Origin of the sequence: Streptomyces collinus (assembly GCF_031348265.1) — a bacterium.
GTDB lineage: Bacteria > Actinomycetota > Actinomycetes > Streptomycetales > Streptomycetaceae > Streptomyces > Streptomyces collinus.
Window position 1 is genome coordinate 6,827,571 of sequence record NZ_CP133771.1, and the last position, 16,464, is coordinate 6,844,034.

14 protein-coding genes are annotated in these 16,464 nt (G+C 73.5%); 7 read left to right on the forward strand and 7 right to left on the reverse strand.

The features are described from left to right. The first annotated feature begins 78 nt into the window (after positions 1-78). Entirely contained in the window at positions 79-411 is a 333-nt protein-coding gene (locus tag RFN52_RS30970) for a hypothetical protein (RefSeq protein ID WP_184851095.1), read from the forward strand. A gap of 107 nt (positions 412-518) precedes the next feature. Here the strand turns inward: RFN52_RS30970 and RFN52_RS30975 are convergent, their stop codons facing one another. Both RFN52_RS30975 and RFN52_RS30980 read right to left on the reverse strand, forming a co-directional pair. Beyond that, positions 519-1,958, reverse strand: coding sequence for an FAD-dependent oxidoreductase (locus RFN52_RS30975; protein ID WP_184851097.1), 1,440 nt, complete (start codon positions 1,956-1,958; stop codon positions 519-521). Between the two features lie 70 nt (positions 1,959-2,028). Continuing rightward, the gene (locus RFN52_RS30980) at positions 2,029-3,021 is read right to left on the reverse strand and encodes a DUF4349 domain-containing protein (protein ID WP_184851099.1); all 993 of its coding nucleotides are present in this window, start codon (positions 3,019-3,021) and stop codon (positions 2,029-2,031) included. 158 nt (positions 3,022-3,179) lie between these two features. Here RFN52_RS30980 and hemG point away from each other — a divergent pair, with 158 nt between their 5' ends. Together hemG and hemQ are read left to right on the forward strand one after the other, a co-directional pair. After that, entirely contained in the window at positions 3,180-4,625 is a 1,446-nt protein-coding gene (gene hemG / locus RFN52_RS30985) for a protoporphyrinogen oxidase (protein ID WP_184851102.1), read from the forward strand. Between the two features lie 4 nt (positions 4,626-4,629). Then, complete coding sequence (hemQ, locus tag RFN52_RS30990; protein ID WP_184851104.1) at positions 4,630-5,361, forward strand: hydrogen peroxide-dependent heme synthase; 732 nt, start codon at positions 4,630-4,632, stop codon at positions 5,359-5,361. On the opposite strand, the gene RFN52_RS30995 is transcribed toward hemQ, so the two are convergent. Together RFN52_RS30995 and RFN52_RS31000 are read right to left on the reverse strand one after the other, a co-directional pair. Further along, positions 5,362-6,966: an alpha/beta hydrolase gene (locus RFN52_RS30995; protein ID WP_184851106.1), complete on the reverse strand. Its 1,605-nt coding sequence runs from the start codon at positions 6,964-6,966 to the stop codon at positions 5,362-5,364. Between the two features lie 114 nt (positions 6,967-7,080). Next, positions 7,081-7,851: a TIGR04222 domain-containing membrane protein gene (locus RFN52_RS31000; RefSeq protein ID WP_184851108.1), complete on the reverse strand. Its 771-nt coding sequence runs from the start codon at positions 7,849-7,851 to the stop codon at positions 7,081-7,083. Between the two features lie 291 nt (positions 7,852-8,142). On the opposite strand from RFN52_RS31000, the gene RFN52_RS31005 reads away from it, so the two are divergent. From RFN52_RS31005 to RFN52_RS31015, 3 genes are read left to right on the forward strand one after another with little or no spacing between them, the layout of a single operon-like run. Further along, on the forward strand, positions 8,143-9,609 hold the full coding sequence (locus RFN52_RS31005) for an aldehyde dehydrogenase family protein (protein ID WP_184851111.1): 1,467 nt from the start codon (positions 8,143-8,145) through the stop codon (positions 9,607-9,609). Between the two features lie 37 nt (positions 9,610-9,646). Next, on the forward strand, positions 9,647-11,203 hold the full coding sequence (locus RFN52_RS31010) for a GMC family oxidoreductase (protein ID WP_184851113.1): 1,557 nt from the start codon (positions 9,647-9,649) through the stop codon (positions 11,201-11,203). Further along, positions 11,200-12,696: an APC family permease gene (locus tag RFN52_RS31015; RefSeq protein ID WP_229856100.1), complete on the forward strand. Its 1,497-nt coding sequence runs from the start codon at positions 11,200-11,202 to the stop codon at positions 12,694-12,696. Before RFN52_RS31010 ends, RFN52_RS31015 begins: the two co-directional genes overlap by 4 nt. A gap of 26 nt (positions 12,697-12,722) precedes the next feature. Here the strand turns inward: RFN52_RS31015 and RFN52_RS31020 are convergent, their stop codons facing one another. Further along, the gene (locus RFN52_RS31020; protein ID WP_184851115.1) at positions 12,723-14,375 is read right to left on the reverse strand and encodes an MbnB/TglH/ChrH family RiPP precursor modification enzyme; all 1,653 of its coding nucleotides are present in this window, start codon (positions 14,373-14,375) and stop codon (positions 12,723-12,725) included. 181 nt (positions 14,376-14,556) lie between these two features. Between RFN52_RS31020 and RFN52_RS31025 the strand changes: the two genes are divergently transcribed. Next, positions 14,557-15,129, forward strand: a complete 573-nt coding sequence (locus tag RFN52_RS31025) for a potassium channel family protein (protein ID WP_184851118.1) — start codon at positions 14,557-14,559, stop codon at positions 15,127-15,129. Positions 15,130-15,144: 15 nt separating this feature from the next. Here RFN52_RS31025 and RFN52_RS31030 read toward each other — a convergent pair whose 3' ends face one another. Both RFN52_RS31030 and RFN52_RS31035 read right to left on the reverse strand, forming a co-directional pair. Then, on the reverse strand, positions 15,145-15,606 hold the full coding sequence (locus tag RFN52_RS31030; protein WP_184851120.1) for a DUF7144 family membrane protein: 462 nt from the start codon (positions 15,604-15,606) through the stop codon (positions 15,145-15,147). Positions 15,607-15,676: 70 nt separating this feature from the next. After that, a complete protein-coding gene (locus RFN52_RS31035) occupies positions 15,677-16,438 on the reverse strand; it encodes an aminoacyl-tRNA hydrolase (protein ID WP_184851121.1) in 762 nt (253 codons plus the stop codon). Positions 16,439-16,464 lie beyond the last annotated feature (26 nt).

The following is a 16,464-nucleotide window of genomic DNA, read 5'->3' on the forward strand; positions in this document are numbered from 1 at the left end:
GTCCAGGCGTGCGTATGTCTCGGCAACCGCCCGCGGCGCGGGGAAGGCGGGTCGCGGGGCCGACGTGAGGAACAGGCGATGAACGACCGAGTTACTCCCGCGATGCACGCCCTGCCCGACGGCGAGGCGGAGCTGACGCTGGTGGTGCGGCTGCCCTGGGAGGACGTGGCGCGCCTCGGCCAGGAGGCCGGGCGGCTGGCCACCCAGATGCGGCGGCCCGTGACGCTGGAGGAGGCGGTGAGCCACCGGCTGCGGTCCACCCGGGTGGCCTCGCACGCGAAGCCGGCGGGGGAGCAGCCGCCGGCGGTGACGGCTGCGCCGGCGTCGGTGTCCTCGTTGCCGTCACGGCCTCCGGCCGAGCAGGCGCGTCAGGCCATCGACCGGATCAACGGCACGGCCGGGACCGCGTAGGGCTTCGCCGTGGGGGTGCGGGTGCGTTGCCGGGTGCCGGCCCGTCGTGGCCGTTCGCGCCCACGCGGCGGAGCCGCACATTGATACAGCCCCGCGCCCCTGAACGGCTAGCCCCGTGACAAGGTGCCGCGCACCTGCGCCGCCGCCTTGCGGGCCGCCACCAGGACCGGGTCCCAGACCGGGGAGAAGGGCGGGGCGTAGCCGAGGTCCAGGGTCGTCATCTGTTCTGCCGTCATGCCCGCGGTGAGGGCGACCGCCGCGATGTCGACCCGCTTGCCCGCGCCCTCCCGGCCGACGATCTGGACGCCGAGCAGGCGGCCCGTGCGGTGCTCGGCGAGCATCTTGACCGTCATGGGGGAGGCGTTCGGGTAGTAGCCGGCGCGGCTGGTCGACTCGATGGTGACCGACTCGAAGCGCAGGCCCACCCGGTGGGCGTCCTTCTCGCGCAGGCCCGTGCGGGCGATCTCCAGGTCGCAGACCTTGCTGACCGCCGTGCCGACCACGCCCGGGAAGGTGGCGTAGCCGCCGCCGATGTTGGTGCCGATGACCTGGCCGTGCTTGTTGGCGTGGGTGCCCAGCGGGATGTGCCGGTCCTGGCCGGAGACCAGGTCGAGGACCTCGACGCAGTCCCCTCCCGCCCAGATGTTCTCGTGGCCGCGCACCCGCATCGAGCGGTCCGTGAGGAGACCGCCGTGCGGGCCCAGGGGAAGCCCGGCGGCCTTCGCCAGGGCCGTCTCGGGGCGGACGCCGATGCCGAGCACGACGACGTCCGCCGGGAACTCGCGGTCCTGGGTCACCACCCCGCGCACCCGGCTTCCCCCAAGCTCTCGGCTCCGCTCGAGCAGGGAGGTGCCCCCATCACCGGTGAGGATCTTCGTGACCTCGGCGTCGTTCACCATCGTGATGCCCAGGCCCTCCATAGCCTCGTGCACCAGGCAGCCCATGTCGGGGTCGAGGGTCGACATGGGTTCGCTGCCGCGGTTGACGACGGTCACGTCGTAGCCGCGGTTGATGAGGGCCTCGGCCATCTCCACACCGATGTAACCGGCCCCGACGACCACCGCGCGGCGGCCCCGCGTGCCCTCCAGCGTGTCGAGGAGCGCCTGGCCGTCGTCCAGCGTCTGCACGCCATGCACCCCGGCCGCGTCCGCCCCGGGCATGTCGGGCCGGATCGGCCGCGCACCGGTCGCGATCACGAGCTTGTCGTACGACGTCCAGGACTCCTCGCCGGTGTCGACGTCACGGGCGCGTACCCGCTGCCCGTCGAGGTCCAGTTCCGTCACTTCGGTGCGCAGCCGCAGGTCGATGTCCCGGGCGCGGTGTTCCTCGGGGGTGCGGGCGATGAGCCGGTCCCGGTCGGTGACGTCGCCGCCGACCCAGTAGGGGATGCCGCATGCCGAGTACGACGTGAAGTGGCCCCGTTCGAACGCCACGATCTCCAGCTCGTCGGGGCCCTTCAGACGGCGGGCCTGCGACGCCGCGGACATCCCCGCGGCGTCGCCGCCGATCACGACCAGTCGCTCCCTGCGCGTACGGCTCATGTTCATGCGAACACGCTACGGGAGCAGGGCATTTCAGTCCTGCCCGCCTCAGTCGTGCCCGCCTCGGTCCTGCGCCTCAGGCCTGCTCGTCCGGGGTCCGGGGCCGCGTGGCCTCCGGCGCCGGACGGGCCGTCGGCAGCGGGCCCAGGGCGGTCGTCGCGGGCGCGGGTGCCGGACGCCGCAGCAGGCGGGGGCGAACGACCCTCACCCAGAGCAGGACGATCAGCGCGGCCACCGCGGCGAACGGCAGCACGGCGCCGAAGGCCACCGCGAGCCAGCGCAGCATCGTGACGAACGCGTTCCAGCCGCCCGCGAGCGCGTCGACGAACCCGGGGTCGTCGTCCTTGGCCTCCTTCTTCACCGGGGTCTCCGACAGCGACAGGGTGATGGTGGCCAGGCTGGTGCGGTCCTTCAGGGACTCCTGCCGGGCGAGCAGCGCCTCCAGGTCGGCCTGGCGGGTGCTCAGCTCGCCCTCCAGGGTCACGACGTCGCTCAGCTTGCCGGCCCGGTCCATCAGCTCGCGGATCCGGGCCACGCTGGCACGCTGCGACGTGATGCGGCTCTTCACGTCCACGACCTGGTCGGTGACGTCCTCGGCCTTCGCGCTGCGGTCGAGGAGCTTGCCGGTGCCCTCCAGTTCGGCGAGGACCTCGTCGTACTTCTCGACGGGCACCCGCAGCACCACCCGGGTGCGCTCACGGCCCTCGGCGTCCCGGGTGGTGGTCTCGTTGCCGACGTAGCCGCCCGCGTTCTCGGTGCCGGTGCGGGCCTGCTCCAGGGCCTTGGGGACGTCCTTGACCTGCACGGTCAGCGAGGCCGTACGGATGATGTGGCTCGCGGTGACCTTCGGCGGCGCCGTGGCCCTGGCGCCGCTCCCGGCACCCCCGGGGGCGGCCTCCGCCGAGCCGGCCTTGTCGTCCGCCCGGGACGCGGCGGCCCCGCGGTCGGCGGCGGAACCGCTGCCGCCGCTGTCGTCCCCGCCGCCGCACCCGGTGAGCGCGAGGCCGGCGGCCAGCAGGAGGGCCACCGGGGCCGGGGCGAGGCGTCGTACGGATCGTCGTGTGCGCATGCGGGCATCCCCCGAGGGTCGATTCTGCTGACGCTTCTTCGACGCCCGGACGGGGCCGGACGTTTGGCCCGGGACGGTTCCGATGCGGTCACGGTCGGGACTCGTGAAGGACACCGGGGCGCGGCGGCGCCGTCGGTGGGGTCTGAGAGGCTGGGGCCATGCGCGAAGTTCAAGGGCAGGTCGTCGTCATCGGGGCGGGCATCGCGGGACTGGCCGCCGCACACCGGCTGCTGGAGCGCGGGGCGCGGGTGACCGTGCTGGAGGCGTCCGGCCGGGTCGGCGGCAAGCTGCTGCCCGGCGAGGTCGCGGGTGCCCGCGTCGACCTCGGCGCCGAGTCGATGCTGGCCCGCCGCCCCGAGGCGGTGGCGCTCGCCCGCGATGTGGGCCTCGCCGACCGCCTCCAGCCCCCGGCCACGGCGACCGCCTCGCTCTGGACCCGTGGCGCCCTGCGCCCCTTCCCCAAGGGGCATGTGATGGGCGTGCCCGGCACCGCGTCCGCCCTGGCCGGCGTGGTCTCCGAGGAGGGCCTCGCCCGCATCGAGCGGGACGCCGAGCTGCCCCGCACCGAGGTCGGCGACGACGTGGCGGTGGGGGAGTACGTGGCGGAGCGCCTCGGCCGCGAGGTCGTCGACCGCCTGCTGGAGCCCATGCTGGGCGGGGTGTACGCGGGCGACGCGTACCGCATCTCCATGCGCTCGGCCGTCCCGCAGCTCTTCCAGGTCGCCCGGACCCACGCCTCCCTGACGGAAGGGGTCCGCGAGCTCCAGGCCAAGGCGGCCGCCGCGCAGCAGACCGGCCCGGTGTTCATGGGCATCCGGGGCGGCATCGGCACCCTGCCGCTCGCCGTGGCCGACTCGGTCCGGGCGCGCGGGGGCGAGATCCTGACCCGGACGCCGGTGACGGAGCTGCGCCGCACCCCCGAGGGCGGCTGGCAGATCCGCTCCGGGGAGCGGGAGTGGCTCGCGGACGCCGTGGTCCTCGCCGCCCCGGCCCCCGCCGCCGCCCGGCTGCTGCGCGCCGAGAACCCGGCGGCCGCCGCCGAGCTCGACGGCGTCGAGTACGCCTCCATGGCTCTGATCACCCTCGCCTACCGCCGCTCCGGGACGGCCCTGCCCGACGGCAGCGGCTTCCTGGTGCCGCCGGTCGACGGGCGCACCACCAAGGCGTCGACCTTCGCCTCGCAGAAATGGGGCTGGATCGCCGACGAGAACCCGGACCTCGTCGTCCTGCGCACCTCCGTCGGACGGTACGGCGAGACGGAGATCCTCCAGCGCGACGACACCGGCCTGGTCGAGGTCTCCCGGCAGGACCTGAAGGCGGCGACCGGCCTCGACGCCACACCCGTCGCGACCCGCGTCACCCGCTGGGACGACGGCCTGCCCCAGTACCCCGTCGGCCACCACGCGCGCGTGGCCCGCATCCGCGAACACGTCGCCCGCCTCCCCGGCCTCGCCGTCTGCGGTGCCGCGTACGACGGCGTCGGCATCCCCGCCTGCATCGCGAGCGCGTACGCGGCCGTGGACCAGATCCGGGGCGACCTGCGCGGTGTGCAGGAGCTCACCGCCCACCCGGTGCAGAGTCTGCACGGCGGAGCAGGAGAATAAGGCCATGAGCAACGACGCCCCTACCCCCGAGTCCGGCAGGATCCCGAACAAGGGCAAGCTGGCCAAGGACCTCAACGAGGTCATCCGCTACACGCTCTGGTCCGTCTTCAAGCTGAAGGACGTCCTCCCCGAGGACCGCGCCGGGTACGCCGGCGAGGTCCAGGAGCTGTTCGACCAGCTCGCCGCCAAGGACGTGACGATCCGCGGCACGTACGACGTCTCGGGCCTGCGCGCCGACGCCGACCTCATGATCTGGTGGCACGCGGAGACCAGCGACGCGCTGCAGGAGGCGTACAACCTCTTCCGCCGGACGAAGCTGGGCCGCGCCCTGGAGCCGGTCTGGTCGAACATGGCGCTGCACCGCCCCGCCGAGTTCAACCGCGCGCACATCCCGGCGTTCCTCGCCGACGAGACGCCCCGCGACTACGTGAGCGTCTACCCCTTCGTGCGCTCCTACGACTGGTACCTGCTGCCCGACGAGGACCGCCGCCGCATGCTCGCCGACCACGGCAAGATGGCCCGCGGCTACCCGGACGTGCGCGCCAACACCGTCGCCTCGTTCTCCCTCGGCGACTACGAGTGGATCCTCGCCTTCGAGGCCGACGAGCTGTACCGCATCGTCGACCTCATGCGTCACCTGCGCGCCTCGGAGGCCCGTATGCACGTCCGCGAGGAGGTGCCGTTCTACACGGGCCGCCGCAAGGACATCGCCGAGCTGGTCGCCGGTCTGGCCTGATCAGCGGATGCGTTCGACGGCCCCGGCCCGGTCCGGGGCCGTCGGCTTCGGCTCGGCGTGCGGGGCGCACTGCGCGCGTCGTCCCGGCAGCCGCCCCTGGAGCAGATACGCCTCCACGTGGCCGTTGACGCAGGCGTTCGGGCCGCCCGCCAGCCCGTGGGCGCCGGCGTCCCGCTCCGTCACCAGCACCGATCCGGCGAGGCGGTCGCGCAGTTCCAGGGCGCCGTCGTACGGCGTGGCGGCGTCCCGCTCGGCGGCCAGGATCAGCGTCGGCGGCAGCTCGCCCGGCCCGGTGCCGACGTCGAGCGGCCGCTGCCGGGGTGCCCTCCAGTAGGCGCACGGCAGGTTCGTCCACACGTTGTCCCAGGTCTCGAAGGGCGCCCGCCGCGCGAGCCGGGTGTTGTCCCGGTCCCATACCCGCCAGTCCGTCGGCCAGGGAGCGTCGTTGCACTCGACGGCCAGGTAGACCGCGCGTGAGTTCTCCGCCTCGGCCGCCGCCTCCGGGTACTGCTCCGCCTGTTCGACCAGCGGCCGGGAATCGCCCTTGAGGTACGCCGACAGCGCGTGCGCGCGGTGCGGCCACAGGTCGTCGTAGTACCCGGCCTGCAGGAACGCCCCCTGCAACTGCCCCGGTCCGACCTTCCCGCCCGCCGGCTCGGCGGCCAGCCTCGCGCTCGCCCGCTCGTAGCTGCGCAGCACCTCCCGCGCGGTCCTGCCCAGCCCGTAGACGTCGTCGTGCCGGGCGATCCACGCCCGGAAGTCCGCCCAGCGGCGCTCGAACGCCGCCGACCGGGCGAGGTTGTTGCGGTACCAGATCCGCTCGGGGCCTGGGTGGACCACCGAGTCGAACACCATCCGCCGTACGTGCGCGGGGAACAGCGTCGCGTACAGGGCGCCGAAGTAGGTGCCGTACGACGAGCCCATGAAGGTCAGCCGCTCCTCGCCGAGCGCGGCGCGCAGCACGTCGAGGTCACGGGCGTTGTTCAGCGAGTGGTAGTGCCGCAGCGCGTCGCCGGTCCGCTCGGCGCAGCCGCGCGCGTACGCCCGCGCCTGCGCGATGCGTTGCCGCTTGTACGACTCCGAGGGGCGGGACGGCGCCTGTGCGGGCCCGTCGAAGAACTGCTCCGGGTCCTTGCACGACAGCGGCGCCGAACGGCCCACCCCGCGCGGGGCGTAGCCGACGAGGTCATAGGCGGCCGCGATCCGCTTCCACTCGGGGAGCAGGCCGATGAGCGGGAAGTACAGGCCGGTGGCGCCGGGACCGCCCGGGTTGTGGACGAGGGCGCCCTGCCGGGGGACCTTGCGCTTGCTGTTGTAGGGGTCCTTCTGCGTGGCCCGGGCCCTGCTGACGGACAGTTCGATCTGCCGGCCGTCGGGGCGGGCGTAGTCCAGCGGGACGCGCACCGTGGCGCACCGCATGCTGCCCGGCAGGTCCTGCGCGTCGGGGCACGGGCCGAAGGCGACACCGGCCGCCTTCGCGCGCGCGGCGGCCACGGCGGTGCCGCGTCGCTCGGCCGCCCCCGTGCGGTCCTCGGTGTCCGGGGCCGCGGTGAGGGTGCTCAGCAGCAAGGACCCGGCGGCCGAGTAGAGGAGGGCGGCTCTCATCGCGTATCCCTTCGGTGCACGGTGGTGACGAAAGGGATGTTTCGTTCGGCGCAGGGGGAAGGCAAGCACCGTCGGCCGGTGTCGGGCCCGATACCCCGGTGCGCCCCCGGTCCGTCAGTCGTGCGGCTCGCGGTGCGCGAACGCGGCCCGCAGGTCCGGTTCGCCGATCGCGCCGACGCCCCGCACCGCCACCGAGGTGAGGTACGTGCGGTCGTCGGCGGCGCCGTCAGCGCTCCGGGTCAGCCCGCCGAGCAGCCGCTGTCCGGCCGGGGAGGCCCAGCGCGAGTAGGGGTGGATCTCGACCCGCGCGACGGCCAGGCAGCTCAGGGTCAGGGCCAGGGGCAGCGCGAACCACAGGGCGACCAGGTGCCGCGGCATGTCCGGCGGAGCGGGTGTCAGCAACGCGGCCACACCCAGCCCGAGGACGGCGACGGCCGCGACCCGCACCTGCCGTACGGCCGCCGTGACCGTCGTACGGGCGCTGTCCGGGACCGCGAGCCCCGCGCGCACCAGCCCCTCGGCGATCCCGCGCACGGCCTCCGCCGTCGCGGCCGTGGCCCGCACCGGCGCGATACGGGACTGCCCTTCGGGGCCGATGGCGCCTATCACCGACCGCTCCATCTCGTCCCGCCCGCGCGGGTCGACGACCGTCGCCCAGCCGGTGTGGGCCAGCAGCAGACGGCGCTGGCGCGCCATGGCGACCAGGGTCACGTCGGCGACCCGCCGGGGGCCGCCGGAGAGGAACGCCGCCTCGTACAGCGTGAGTTCACGACCGCGGCCGCTGTCCGCGGACACGGCCGCGGCCCGAACGGCGGCCAGACACAGGCGCGTACACGCGGTGCCGGCCACGGCCCAGGCCGCCAGCAGGAAAAGAACCCAGAGCATATGTTGTTTGTATGTGACACCGTCCCGAAAACACCATGCCTCGTTCACAATCCGGACGGAGTGTTGTCGGTATGTGACGTTCCGTTTCTCTTCGGTGGCGTTCCGTAGGCGGGCGGCGGGCACTGTGGATCGGGGGCGGGCACCGTGAGCCGGGCGACTAGCCCAGCCGGGTCCTCTGGGCCGTCCGGACGTCGTCGCGGCGGTGTGCCCCGTGGCCGCCGCCCGTCCGATGGGCCATGTTGCTGACCGTCGAGCCGATCGGGCTCCGGACGGACGCGAGGAGGCCCCGCGGTGGGTGAGCTGTACATCGACGGCGCATGGACACAGGCGGCGGCCGGCGGGCGCCGGGACGTGATCAACCCCTATGACGCCTCGGTCGTCACCACCGTCGACGAAGCCGACGCCACCGACGTCGACCGCGCCGTGCGCGCCGCCCGGCGCGCCTTCGCCGGGGAGGACTGGGCGAACGCCCCCTCCCGCCGCCGCGCCGACCTGCTGATGCGCGTCCACGACCTGCTGCTGCGCGACCGCGAGGACATCGCGCGCACCGAGACGCTCGACACCGGCAAGACACTCACCGAGGCCCGGATCGACGTGGAGGACGTGGCGAACGCCTTCCGCTACTTCGCCGAACTCGCGGGCAAGGACGGGGGCCGGGTCGTCGACGTCGGCCCGGACGTCCTCAGCCGCGTCGTCTACCAGCCCGTCGGCGTGTGCGCGCTCATCGCCCCCTGGAACTACCCGCTGCTGCAGGCCTCCTGGAAGGTCGCGCCCGCGCTCGCCGCCGGCAACACCTTCGTCCTCAAGCCCAGCGAGACGACCCCGCTCACCACCATCGCCATGATCCGGCTCATCGAGGAGGCCGGCGCCCCGCCCGGCGTCGCCAACCTCGTGCTCGGCTCCGGGGCGACCGTCGGCGCGGCCCTGACCGGCCACCCCGACGTCGACCTGGTCTCCTTCACCGGCGGCCTGAACACCGGCCGGGCCATCATGGCCGCCGCCGCCGAGGGACCGCGGAACATCGCCCTGGAACTGGGCGGCAAGAACCCCAACATCGTCTTCGCCGACGCCGACTTCGAGGCCGCCGTCGACTACGCCCTCGACGCCGCCTTCCTGCACTCCGGGCAGGTCTGCTCGGCCGGTTCACGCCTGCTCGTCGAGGACTCCCTGCACGACCGGTTCGTCGAGGCCTACGCCGGGCGCGCCCGGGCGATCCGGCTCGGCAACGGCCTGGAGGAGGGCACCGAGAGCGGCCCGCTCAGCTCCGCCGAGCACCGCGAGAAAGTCGAGGGCTACATCGCCGTCGCCAAGGAGGAGGGCGCCCGGCTCGTCACCGGCGGTACCCGCCCCGACGACCCGGCCCTCGCCGACGGCTTCTTCCTGCTGCCGACGATCTTCGCCGACTGCGACCGGTCCATGCGCATCGTCCAGGAGGAGGTCTTCGGCCCGGTCGTCACCGTCGAGCGCTTCCGCACCGAGGACGAGGCGGTGGAACTGGCCAACGACACCCGCTACGGCCTCGCCGGCGGCGTATGGACCTCGGATGCGAGCCGCGCCCAGCGCGTCGCCCAGCGGCTGCGGCACGGCACCGTGTGGATCAACGACTTCCACCCCTACGTGCCGCAAGCCGAGTGGGGCGGCTTCGGCCGCTCCGGCGTCGGACGCGAACTCGGCCCGACGGGGCTGCGCGAGTACCAGGAGGCCAAGCACATCTACCAGAACCTCGCCCCCGCCCCCTCCGGCTGGTTCAAGGGCTGACCCGCACGCCACACCGCACCACCACGAAAGGCACGGCATGGCCACCACTCCCGCGCACGGCGCCGAGTCCGCCTACGACTACGTCATCGTCGGCGGCGGCACCGCCGGCTGCGTACTCGCCGCCCGGCTGAGCGAGGACCCCGACTGCCGCGTCTGCGTCATCGAGGGCGGCCCCAGTGACGTCGGCGACGAGCGCATCCTGCGCCTGCGCAACTGGATCAACCTGCTCGGCTCGGAGTTCGACTACGGCTACACCACCGTCGAGCAGCCGCGCGGCAATTCGCACATCCTTCACTCACGGGCCCGGGTGCTCGGCGGCTGCTCCTCGCACAACACGCTGATCAGCTTCCTGCCGCTGCCGCAGGACCTCGACGACTGGGTGCGCCACGGCTGCGCCGGCTGGGACCCGGCGACGATCCTGCCCTACCGCGACCGGCTGCTCACGCAGATCGTCCCGGTGGCCGAGGCCGACCGCAATCCCATCGCCAGGGACTTCGTCACCGCGGCCTCCCGCGCCCTCGGCGTCCCCGTCGTCGACGACTTCAACGCCGAACCCTTCGCCGACGGCGCCGGATTCTTCTCCTTGGCCTACCAGCCGGAGGGCAACCTGCGCTCCTCCGCGTCCGTCGCCTACCTCCACCCGGTACTGGACCGGCCCAACCTCACGCTGCTGCTGGAGACCTGGGCCCACCGGCTGATCCCCGACGAGTCGGGTCGGCTGACGCGCGTCGCCGTCCGGGGCGCCGACGGCGAAGCCGCGACCGTGCGCGCCGAGCGCGAACTGCTGCTGTGTGCCGGGGCCATCGACACCCCGCGCCTGCTGATGCTCTCCGGCATCGGACCGGCCGACGACCTGAACGCCCTGGGCATCAAGGTGCGGGCCGACCTGCCCGGCGTCGGGGAGAACCTGCTGGACCACCCCGAGTCCGTGATCGTCTGGGAGACCGCGGGACCGCTGCCGCCCAACTCCGCGATGGACTCCGACGCCGGCCTGTTCCTGCGCCGCGACAAGGGCCAGCCGCGTCCCGACCTGATGTTCCACTTCTACCAGGTGCCGTTCACCGTCAACACCGAACGCCTCGGCTACCCCGTACCGCGGCACGGGGTGTGCATGACGCCGAACGTGCCGCGGGCCCGCTCCACCGGCCGCATGTGGCTGCGCAGCAACAACCCCGCCGAGCATCCCGCCCTGGACTTCCGGTACTTCACCGACCCCGAGGGCCATGACGAGCGCACCCTCGTGGACGGGCTGAAGGTGGCCCGCGAGGTCGCCGCGACCGACCCGCTGCGTGACTGGCTCGTCCGCGAGGTCGCGCCCGGCCCGGACGTCGTCTCCGACGCCGACCTGTCGGAGTACGGACGCCGCGCGGCCCACACCGTCTACCACCCGGCCGGGACCTGCCGCATGGGCGCGGCAGACGACCCGGCGGCCGTCTGCGACCCCGAGCTGAGACTGCGGGGCTTCGACGGCGTGCGGATCGTCGATGCGTCGGTGTTCCCGACGATGCCCACCATCAACCCGATGGTGACCGTGCTGCTCGCCGCCGAACGCGCCGCCGACCTGATCACCGCGGAACGAAGGACACAGCCGTGACCGGTACACCATCTCCCGCACCGGCGTCCGGGGTCCCCTCGGGGGAGCCGGGCTCCGAGTTCCGCAAGGACATGAGCCCCTGGGCCAACTTCGCCCTCGGCTTCACCTACCTCTCCCCGGTGGTGGGCACCTACACCCTCTTCGGCATCGCGATCGCCGACGGCGGACCGCCGATGATCTGGGCGTTCCTGGTCGCCGGCTGCGGCCAGTTCCTCGTCGCGCTGATCTTCGGGGAGATCGTCGCCCAGTACCCGATCGCAGGCGGCGTCTACCCCTGGGCCCGGCGGCTGTGGGGCAAGCGCTGGGCGTGGATGACCGGCTGGGTGTACATGTGGGCGCTGCTGGTGACCATCACCTCCGTCGCCTACGGCGCCGGCCCCTACATCGCCATCCTCTTCGGCTTCAGAGCCACCGTGCACACCACCGTGCTGTGCACCGCCGTGCTCATCGTCGTCGCCATCCTCATCAACTACATGGGCACCAAGGCACTGTCGACGGCGGCGCTCATCGGTTTCGCCGGCGAGCTCATCGGCGCCCTCGTGGTCGGCGTCTACCTGCTGGCCACCCACCGTCACCAGGGCCTCGGCGTCATCTTCGACACCTACGGCGTCGAGGGAGACGGCTCCTACCTGCCGGCGTTCCTGGCAGCCGGCATCATCGGCCTCTACCAGTACTACGGCTTCGAGGCGTGCGGAGACACCGCCGAGGAGGTCGCCCACCCGGGCCGGGTCATCCCCCGCGCGATGCGCCGCACCATCTACATCGGCGGCGCGGCGGCCACGTTCACCTGCATGTCGCTGCTGCTGTCGGTCACGGACTTCAACGCGATCATCTCGGGCGAGCAGGCCGACCCGGTGGTGGACGTGCTCTACGACGCCATGGGCGAGACCGGGGCGCGGATGGTGATGGCCGTGGTGCTGATCTCCTTCCTGTCCTGCACGATCAGCCTCCAGGCCGCGGCCGGGCGGCTCATCTACTCCTACGCCCGGGACGAGATGATCGTCGGACACGTGCTGCTGCGGCGGTTCGTCCACGCCCGTGCGGTGCCGAGCTGGGCGCTGTTCGTGTCCGCGGCGGTGCCCCTGGTCATCGCCTTCGCGTCGCTGCTCTCCGAGGACGCCCTCACCAACATCGTCTCGTTCGCGATCCTCGGCATCTACGGCTCGTTCCAGATGGTGGTCCTGGCCGCACTGCGCGCCCGGCTCAAGGGCTGGCGCCCGGCGGGGGAGTTCACCCTGGGCCGCTGGGGCCTCCTGGTGAACGTTGCGGCGCTGGTCTACGGCATCCTCGCCATCATCAACATCTGCTGGGCCCGCAGCCCGGAGAAGTCCTGGTGGGAGAACTGGATCGTGCTGCTGTGCGGTGCGATCGTGCTGGGCACCGGCCTGCTCTACATGTTCACCACACACCATTACGGCCGCGGCGACGCCCCGGCGGGTGACGCCGTGCCGGAGAAGGCCGGTTCGGCGTCCGGCGGAGGCGCTGCGGGGTAGGAGCGAGAGGCCCCGGGCCCAACCCCTCAACGCCGCGACAGCACCCTGCGCGTGGCGAGGGCGAGCCGGTGGGCGGGCCGCCGGGAGCGCGGCGCCGGGCCCGACCGTTCCAGCCACCACTCCCGGAGCTCCCGCCGCGCCCCCGTGTCCCCGGGGCGCCCGGCGGACAGCAGGTGCTCGGCGAAGGACAGGGCGTCACGCCGGTAGCCGGAGGTCATGGGGTGCGCCTGGGCGTAGCCGAGGAACGCCGTGCGGTACCCGTCGCCGAGGATCACCGGCAGCTCGGGCGCGACCTTCGCCACGACATCCGCCCGCTTCGCGGCGAGCGCCCTCGCCTGTACGCCGACCCGCACCCGGTCGAACCCCTCGGGCACGGGCGTCCCCGCCACCAGCGCCGACAGCAGCGCCGCCTGTGCCAGCGCGAGCCGCTGCCGGGCGCCGTCGACGTCCTCTTGGTGGGGCCGGCCGAAGGCGCCCCGTGTCGCCCCGGCCGTCCCGGTCTCATCGCCCGGGCGTATGGCCCCGGCTGCTCCGGTCTCATCGGCCGGTCGTGTCGCCCCGGCCGTCCCGGTCTCATCGCCCGGTCGTATGGCCCCGGCCGCTCCGGTCTCATCGCCCGGTCGTGTCGCCCCGGTCTCATTGCCCGGTCGTGAGGCCCCGGTTCCGGACCCGGCCCCGCCGGTGACGCGTCGGGCACCCTCCTGCCGTACGGCGCCGGTCTGCACCAGGTGCCCGCCGCCGACGCCCCCGGCCGCTTCCCGCCGTGCGGCCCCGGCAGCCGCGAACAGGGCATCCCCGCGGCCCCCGGAGGCCGTTCCGGCCGCCGCACGGAGTTCCGCCTTCACGCGTTCGACGGCGCCCGCCTCCAGCGCCCGGCGGATCGTGCTCAGCTCGTGCTCCAGCTCCGCCGGTGCCGGGAAGTTCTCGTCCCGTTCCAGCAGGACGCCCGGCGGGCTGAACCGGGAGGCGAGGTCGGTGAGGATGTCGAGGACCGGCCGGGGGACCGGGTGGGCGTGGCTGTCGTGCCAGACGCCGTCGCGCTCGAAGCCGCCCGCGACGTGGACGTAGGCGATGGCCTCCAGCGGCAGCTCGGCGAGCGCCTTGGAGGGATCCTCGCCGCGGTTGACGTGGTTGGTGTGCAGGTTGGCCACGTCGATGAGGAGGCGGACGCCCGTGCGGTCGGCGACCTCGTACAGGAACTGGCCCTCCGTCATCTCCTCGCCCGGCCAGCCGATCAGCGCGGCGATGTTCTCGACGGCCAGTGGCACCGGCAGTGCGTCCTGCGCGATGCGGATGTTCTCGCACAGGACGTCCAGGGCGTCCCGGGTCCGGGGGACGGGCAGCAGGTGGCCGGCCTCCAGGTGCGGGGACGCCGTCAGCGGCCCGCCCGCCCGTACGAACGCGATGTGCTCGGTGACCAGCGGGGAGCCCAGCGCCTCGGCGCGCTCGGCCAGTGCGGTCAGCCGGCCCGCGTCGGGCCGGTCCGCGCCCCCGAGGCCGAGCGAGACACCGTGCGGCACGACGGTGACGCCGCGCTCGCGCAGCCGCCGCAGCGAGTCGGGCAGGTGCCCGGGGCAGACGTTCTCGGCCACCGCCTCGACCCAGTCGATCCCCGGCATCCGCTCCACGGCGTCCGCGATCTCCGGCCGCCATCCGATGCCCGTCCCCAGTCGCTCCATCGTCCCCTCCTCCACCCGGCCCGTTCCTCGAACGTGAGGGGGGTATGGCCCAGCCGCCGGTCCCCGAACCGCGCGCCGCCCTCCTTCAGAGCAATATTTGAGGTTTCGGGGCCCGCTCCCCGTCCCCCCTGACGGAGGCGCAAGGGTCGCGTACCGCCCCGATACGCCGTAGACCGGACCTATGTCGGGAGGCAGCGAGCAGCCCCACCGCTCCACGCGGAAGCGGGAACCGGAATCCCGGGCGGCCGCCGTCCGCCGGCTGCGGATCGTGGCCGGAGCCCTGCTCGTGGCAGGCGTCACGGCTTACTTCCTGTTGCCGCTGGAGGGCCTCGGCGCCGACCGTCCCTGGCTGGGCTGGCCGCTGTTCGTGCTGTGCCTGGCGCTCGTGGCCGCGCTGCTGCTGCGCCATGTGCGCGACATCGTGCTGGAGAAGCCGCAGGCCCGGTCGGGCATCATGATCTCGCTGCTGATGTGCCTGGCCGTGCTGGTCTTCTCGTCCGGGTACTACGCCCTCGCGCAGCAGCCGGGACAGTTCACCGGGCTGCGCACCCGCGTCGACGCGCTGTACTTCACGGTCGTCACCCTCGCGACCGTCGGCTACGGCGACATCACCCCGCGCGGGCAGGAGGCCCGGCTGGTGGCCGTCGCCCAGATCCTGTACACGTTCGTCTTCCTCACGGCGGCGGCCACCGCGCTGTCCCGGCGGATGCACGCGATGGTCGCGGAGCGCGACAGGCGCCCGCCGCCGCCCTGACCGAGGGGGCGTGCCCTACATCGTGCGGGTCGGGCGGTAGTTGAACACCGACCAGAGGACGAACAGACCGGTCACGATCATGATGATCGACCAGAACGGCTGGTACGGCAGCCAGAGGAAGTTCGCGATCAGCGCCAGGCCGACCACGACCGCGCTCACGACCCGCGCCCAGGCGGCCCCGGTGAACAGGCCGAGCCCGGCCGCCACCACGAGCGCGCCGACGATCACGTGGATCCAGCCCCACGCGGTCAGGTCGAACTCGAACGAGTACTGGCCGAAGCTCGTGTACACCTCGTCGCCGGCGATCGCCGCGATGCCCTGGAGCACCGCGAACAGGCCGTAGACGACCATCAGGATGCCGCCGAGAGCGAGACCCCCGGCCGCCAGCGGGTCGCCGGAACCGCCCGGGCCGGAGCCGCCGGGCGTCCGGTCGCCGGGGGCGGGCGGGGCGGGGGGAGGGGGCGCGGCGCTGGTCATGGCTGCCTCCGGGGGTCGGTTCGGCTGGTAACCCCACTGGAGCATTCGTCCGGGACCGGCGCGCCTGCGGCTACTCCGAACGGGTGGACGCCGCGCGGCCGGCCCCGTGCGGCTCCCGGCGCAGCGCCGGGTGGTCCGCGACCACCGTGCACGAGCCGGGCGCGATCTCCGTGAAGCCCGCGTCGCGCACCAACGGCAGCCTTATGCCGGTCAGTTCGGACCAGCGGGCCGGGTCGGCCGTCCGGGCGGCGAGCGGGAAGCCCGCGTCGTGCCAGCCGGCCCGCTCCTCGTCGGACAGCTCCCACCAGGCCAGTTGGGCGGCGTGGCCCGCCTGGGCCATCGCCTTGCCGGCCGACATGCCGAGGTCCGGGTTCAGCCACAGCACGGGGGCGGCCGGGTCCGCGTCCACCGGAGGCTCCGGGTCGTCCAGATCGGTGCCGGACACCTGGAGCCTGGCCAGGTCCTTGGGCCAGCCGTCCAGCGGGACGGGCGGGAAGACCCGCACCTCGGCCGACTTGCCGGTCACCGTGATGCCGGGGAGCGCCTCGGCCCGCCGCCACTCGGCGCCGCGCGCCCGCCGCACCACCTTGCGGATCCGGGCGTCCTGCCAGTCCCGCATCGCCCCGGCCCACTCGCCCTCACCTGCCGACCGCTCGTCGGCCAGGATCGTCAGCACGGCCCGCGCGGCCGTCTCCAGCGCGTCCGTGCGCGCCGGCGGCTCCGCCTTCTCGATCCGCACGACGAGCGGCAGCACGAACTGCGGTGCCTCGTCGCGCGCCGAGGGTTCGGACCGGAAGGGACTGTCGCTCACGGGCGTCGGGTCTTCGCTCACGAATCCCAGTGTGCCAGCCGGAAGAT

Bases quoted from the DNA above. Each gene is read 5' to 3' on its own strand.
- RFN52_RS30970 (WP_184851095.1), top strand. From the start codon at position 79: ATGAACGACCGAGTTACTCCCGCGATGCACGCCCTGCCCGACGGCGAG.
- RFN52_RS30975 (WP_184851097.1), bottom strand. From the start codon at position 1,958: ATGAACATGAGCCGTACGCGCAGGGAGCGACTGGTCGTGATCGGCGGC.
- RFN52_RS30980 (WP_184851099.1), bottom strand. From the start codon at position 3,021: ATGCGCACACGACGATCCGTACGACGCCTCGCCCCGGCCCCGGTGGCC.
- hemG (WP_184851102.1), top strand. From the start codon at position 3,180: ATGCGCGAAGTTCAAGGGCAGGTCGTCGTCATCGGGGCGGGCATCGCG.
- hemQ (WP_184851104.1), top strand. From the start codon at position 4,630: ATGAGCAACGACGCCCCTACCCCCGAGTCCGGCAGGATCCCGAACAAG.
- RFN52_RS30995 (WP_184851106.1), bottom strand. From the start codon at position 6,966: ATGAGAGCCGCCCTCCTCTACTCGGCCGCCGGGTCCTTGCTGCTGAGC.
- RFN52_RS31000 (WP_184851108.1), bottom strand. From the start codon at position 7,851: ATGCTCTGGGTTCTTTTCCTGCTGGCGGCCTGGGCCGTGGCCGGCACC.
- RFN52_RS31010 (WP_184851113.1), top strand. From the start codon at position 9,647: ATGGCCACCACTCCCGCGCACGGCGCCGAGTCCGCCTACGACTACGTC.
- RFN52_RS31020 (WP_184851115.1), bottom strand. From the start codon at position 14,375: ATGGAGCGACTGGGGACGGGCATCGGATGGCGGCCGGAGATCGCGGAC.
- RFN52_RS31025 (WP_184851118.1), top strand. From the start codon at position 14,557: ATGTCGGGAGGCAGCGAGCAGCCCCACCGCTCCACGCGGAAGCGGGAA.
- RFN52_RS31030 (WP_184851120.1), bottom strand. From the start codon at position 15,606: ATGACCAGCGCCGCGCCCCCTCCCCCCGCCCCGCCCGCCCCCGGCGAC.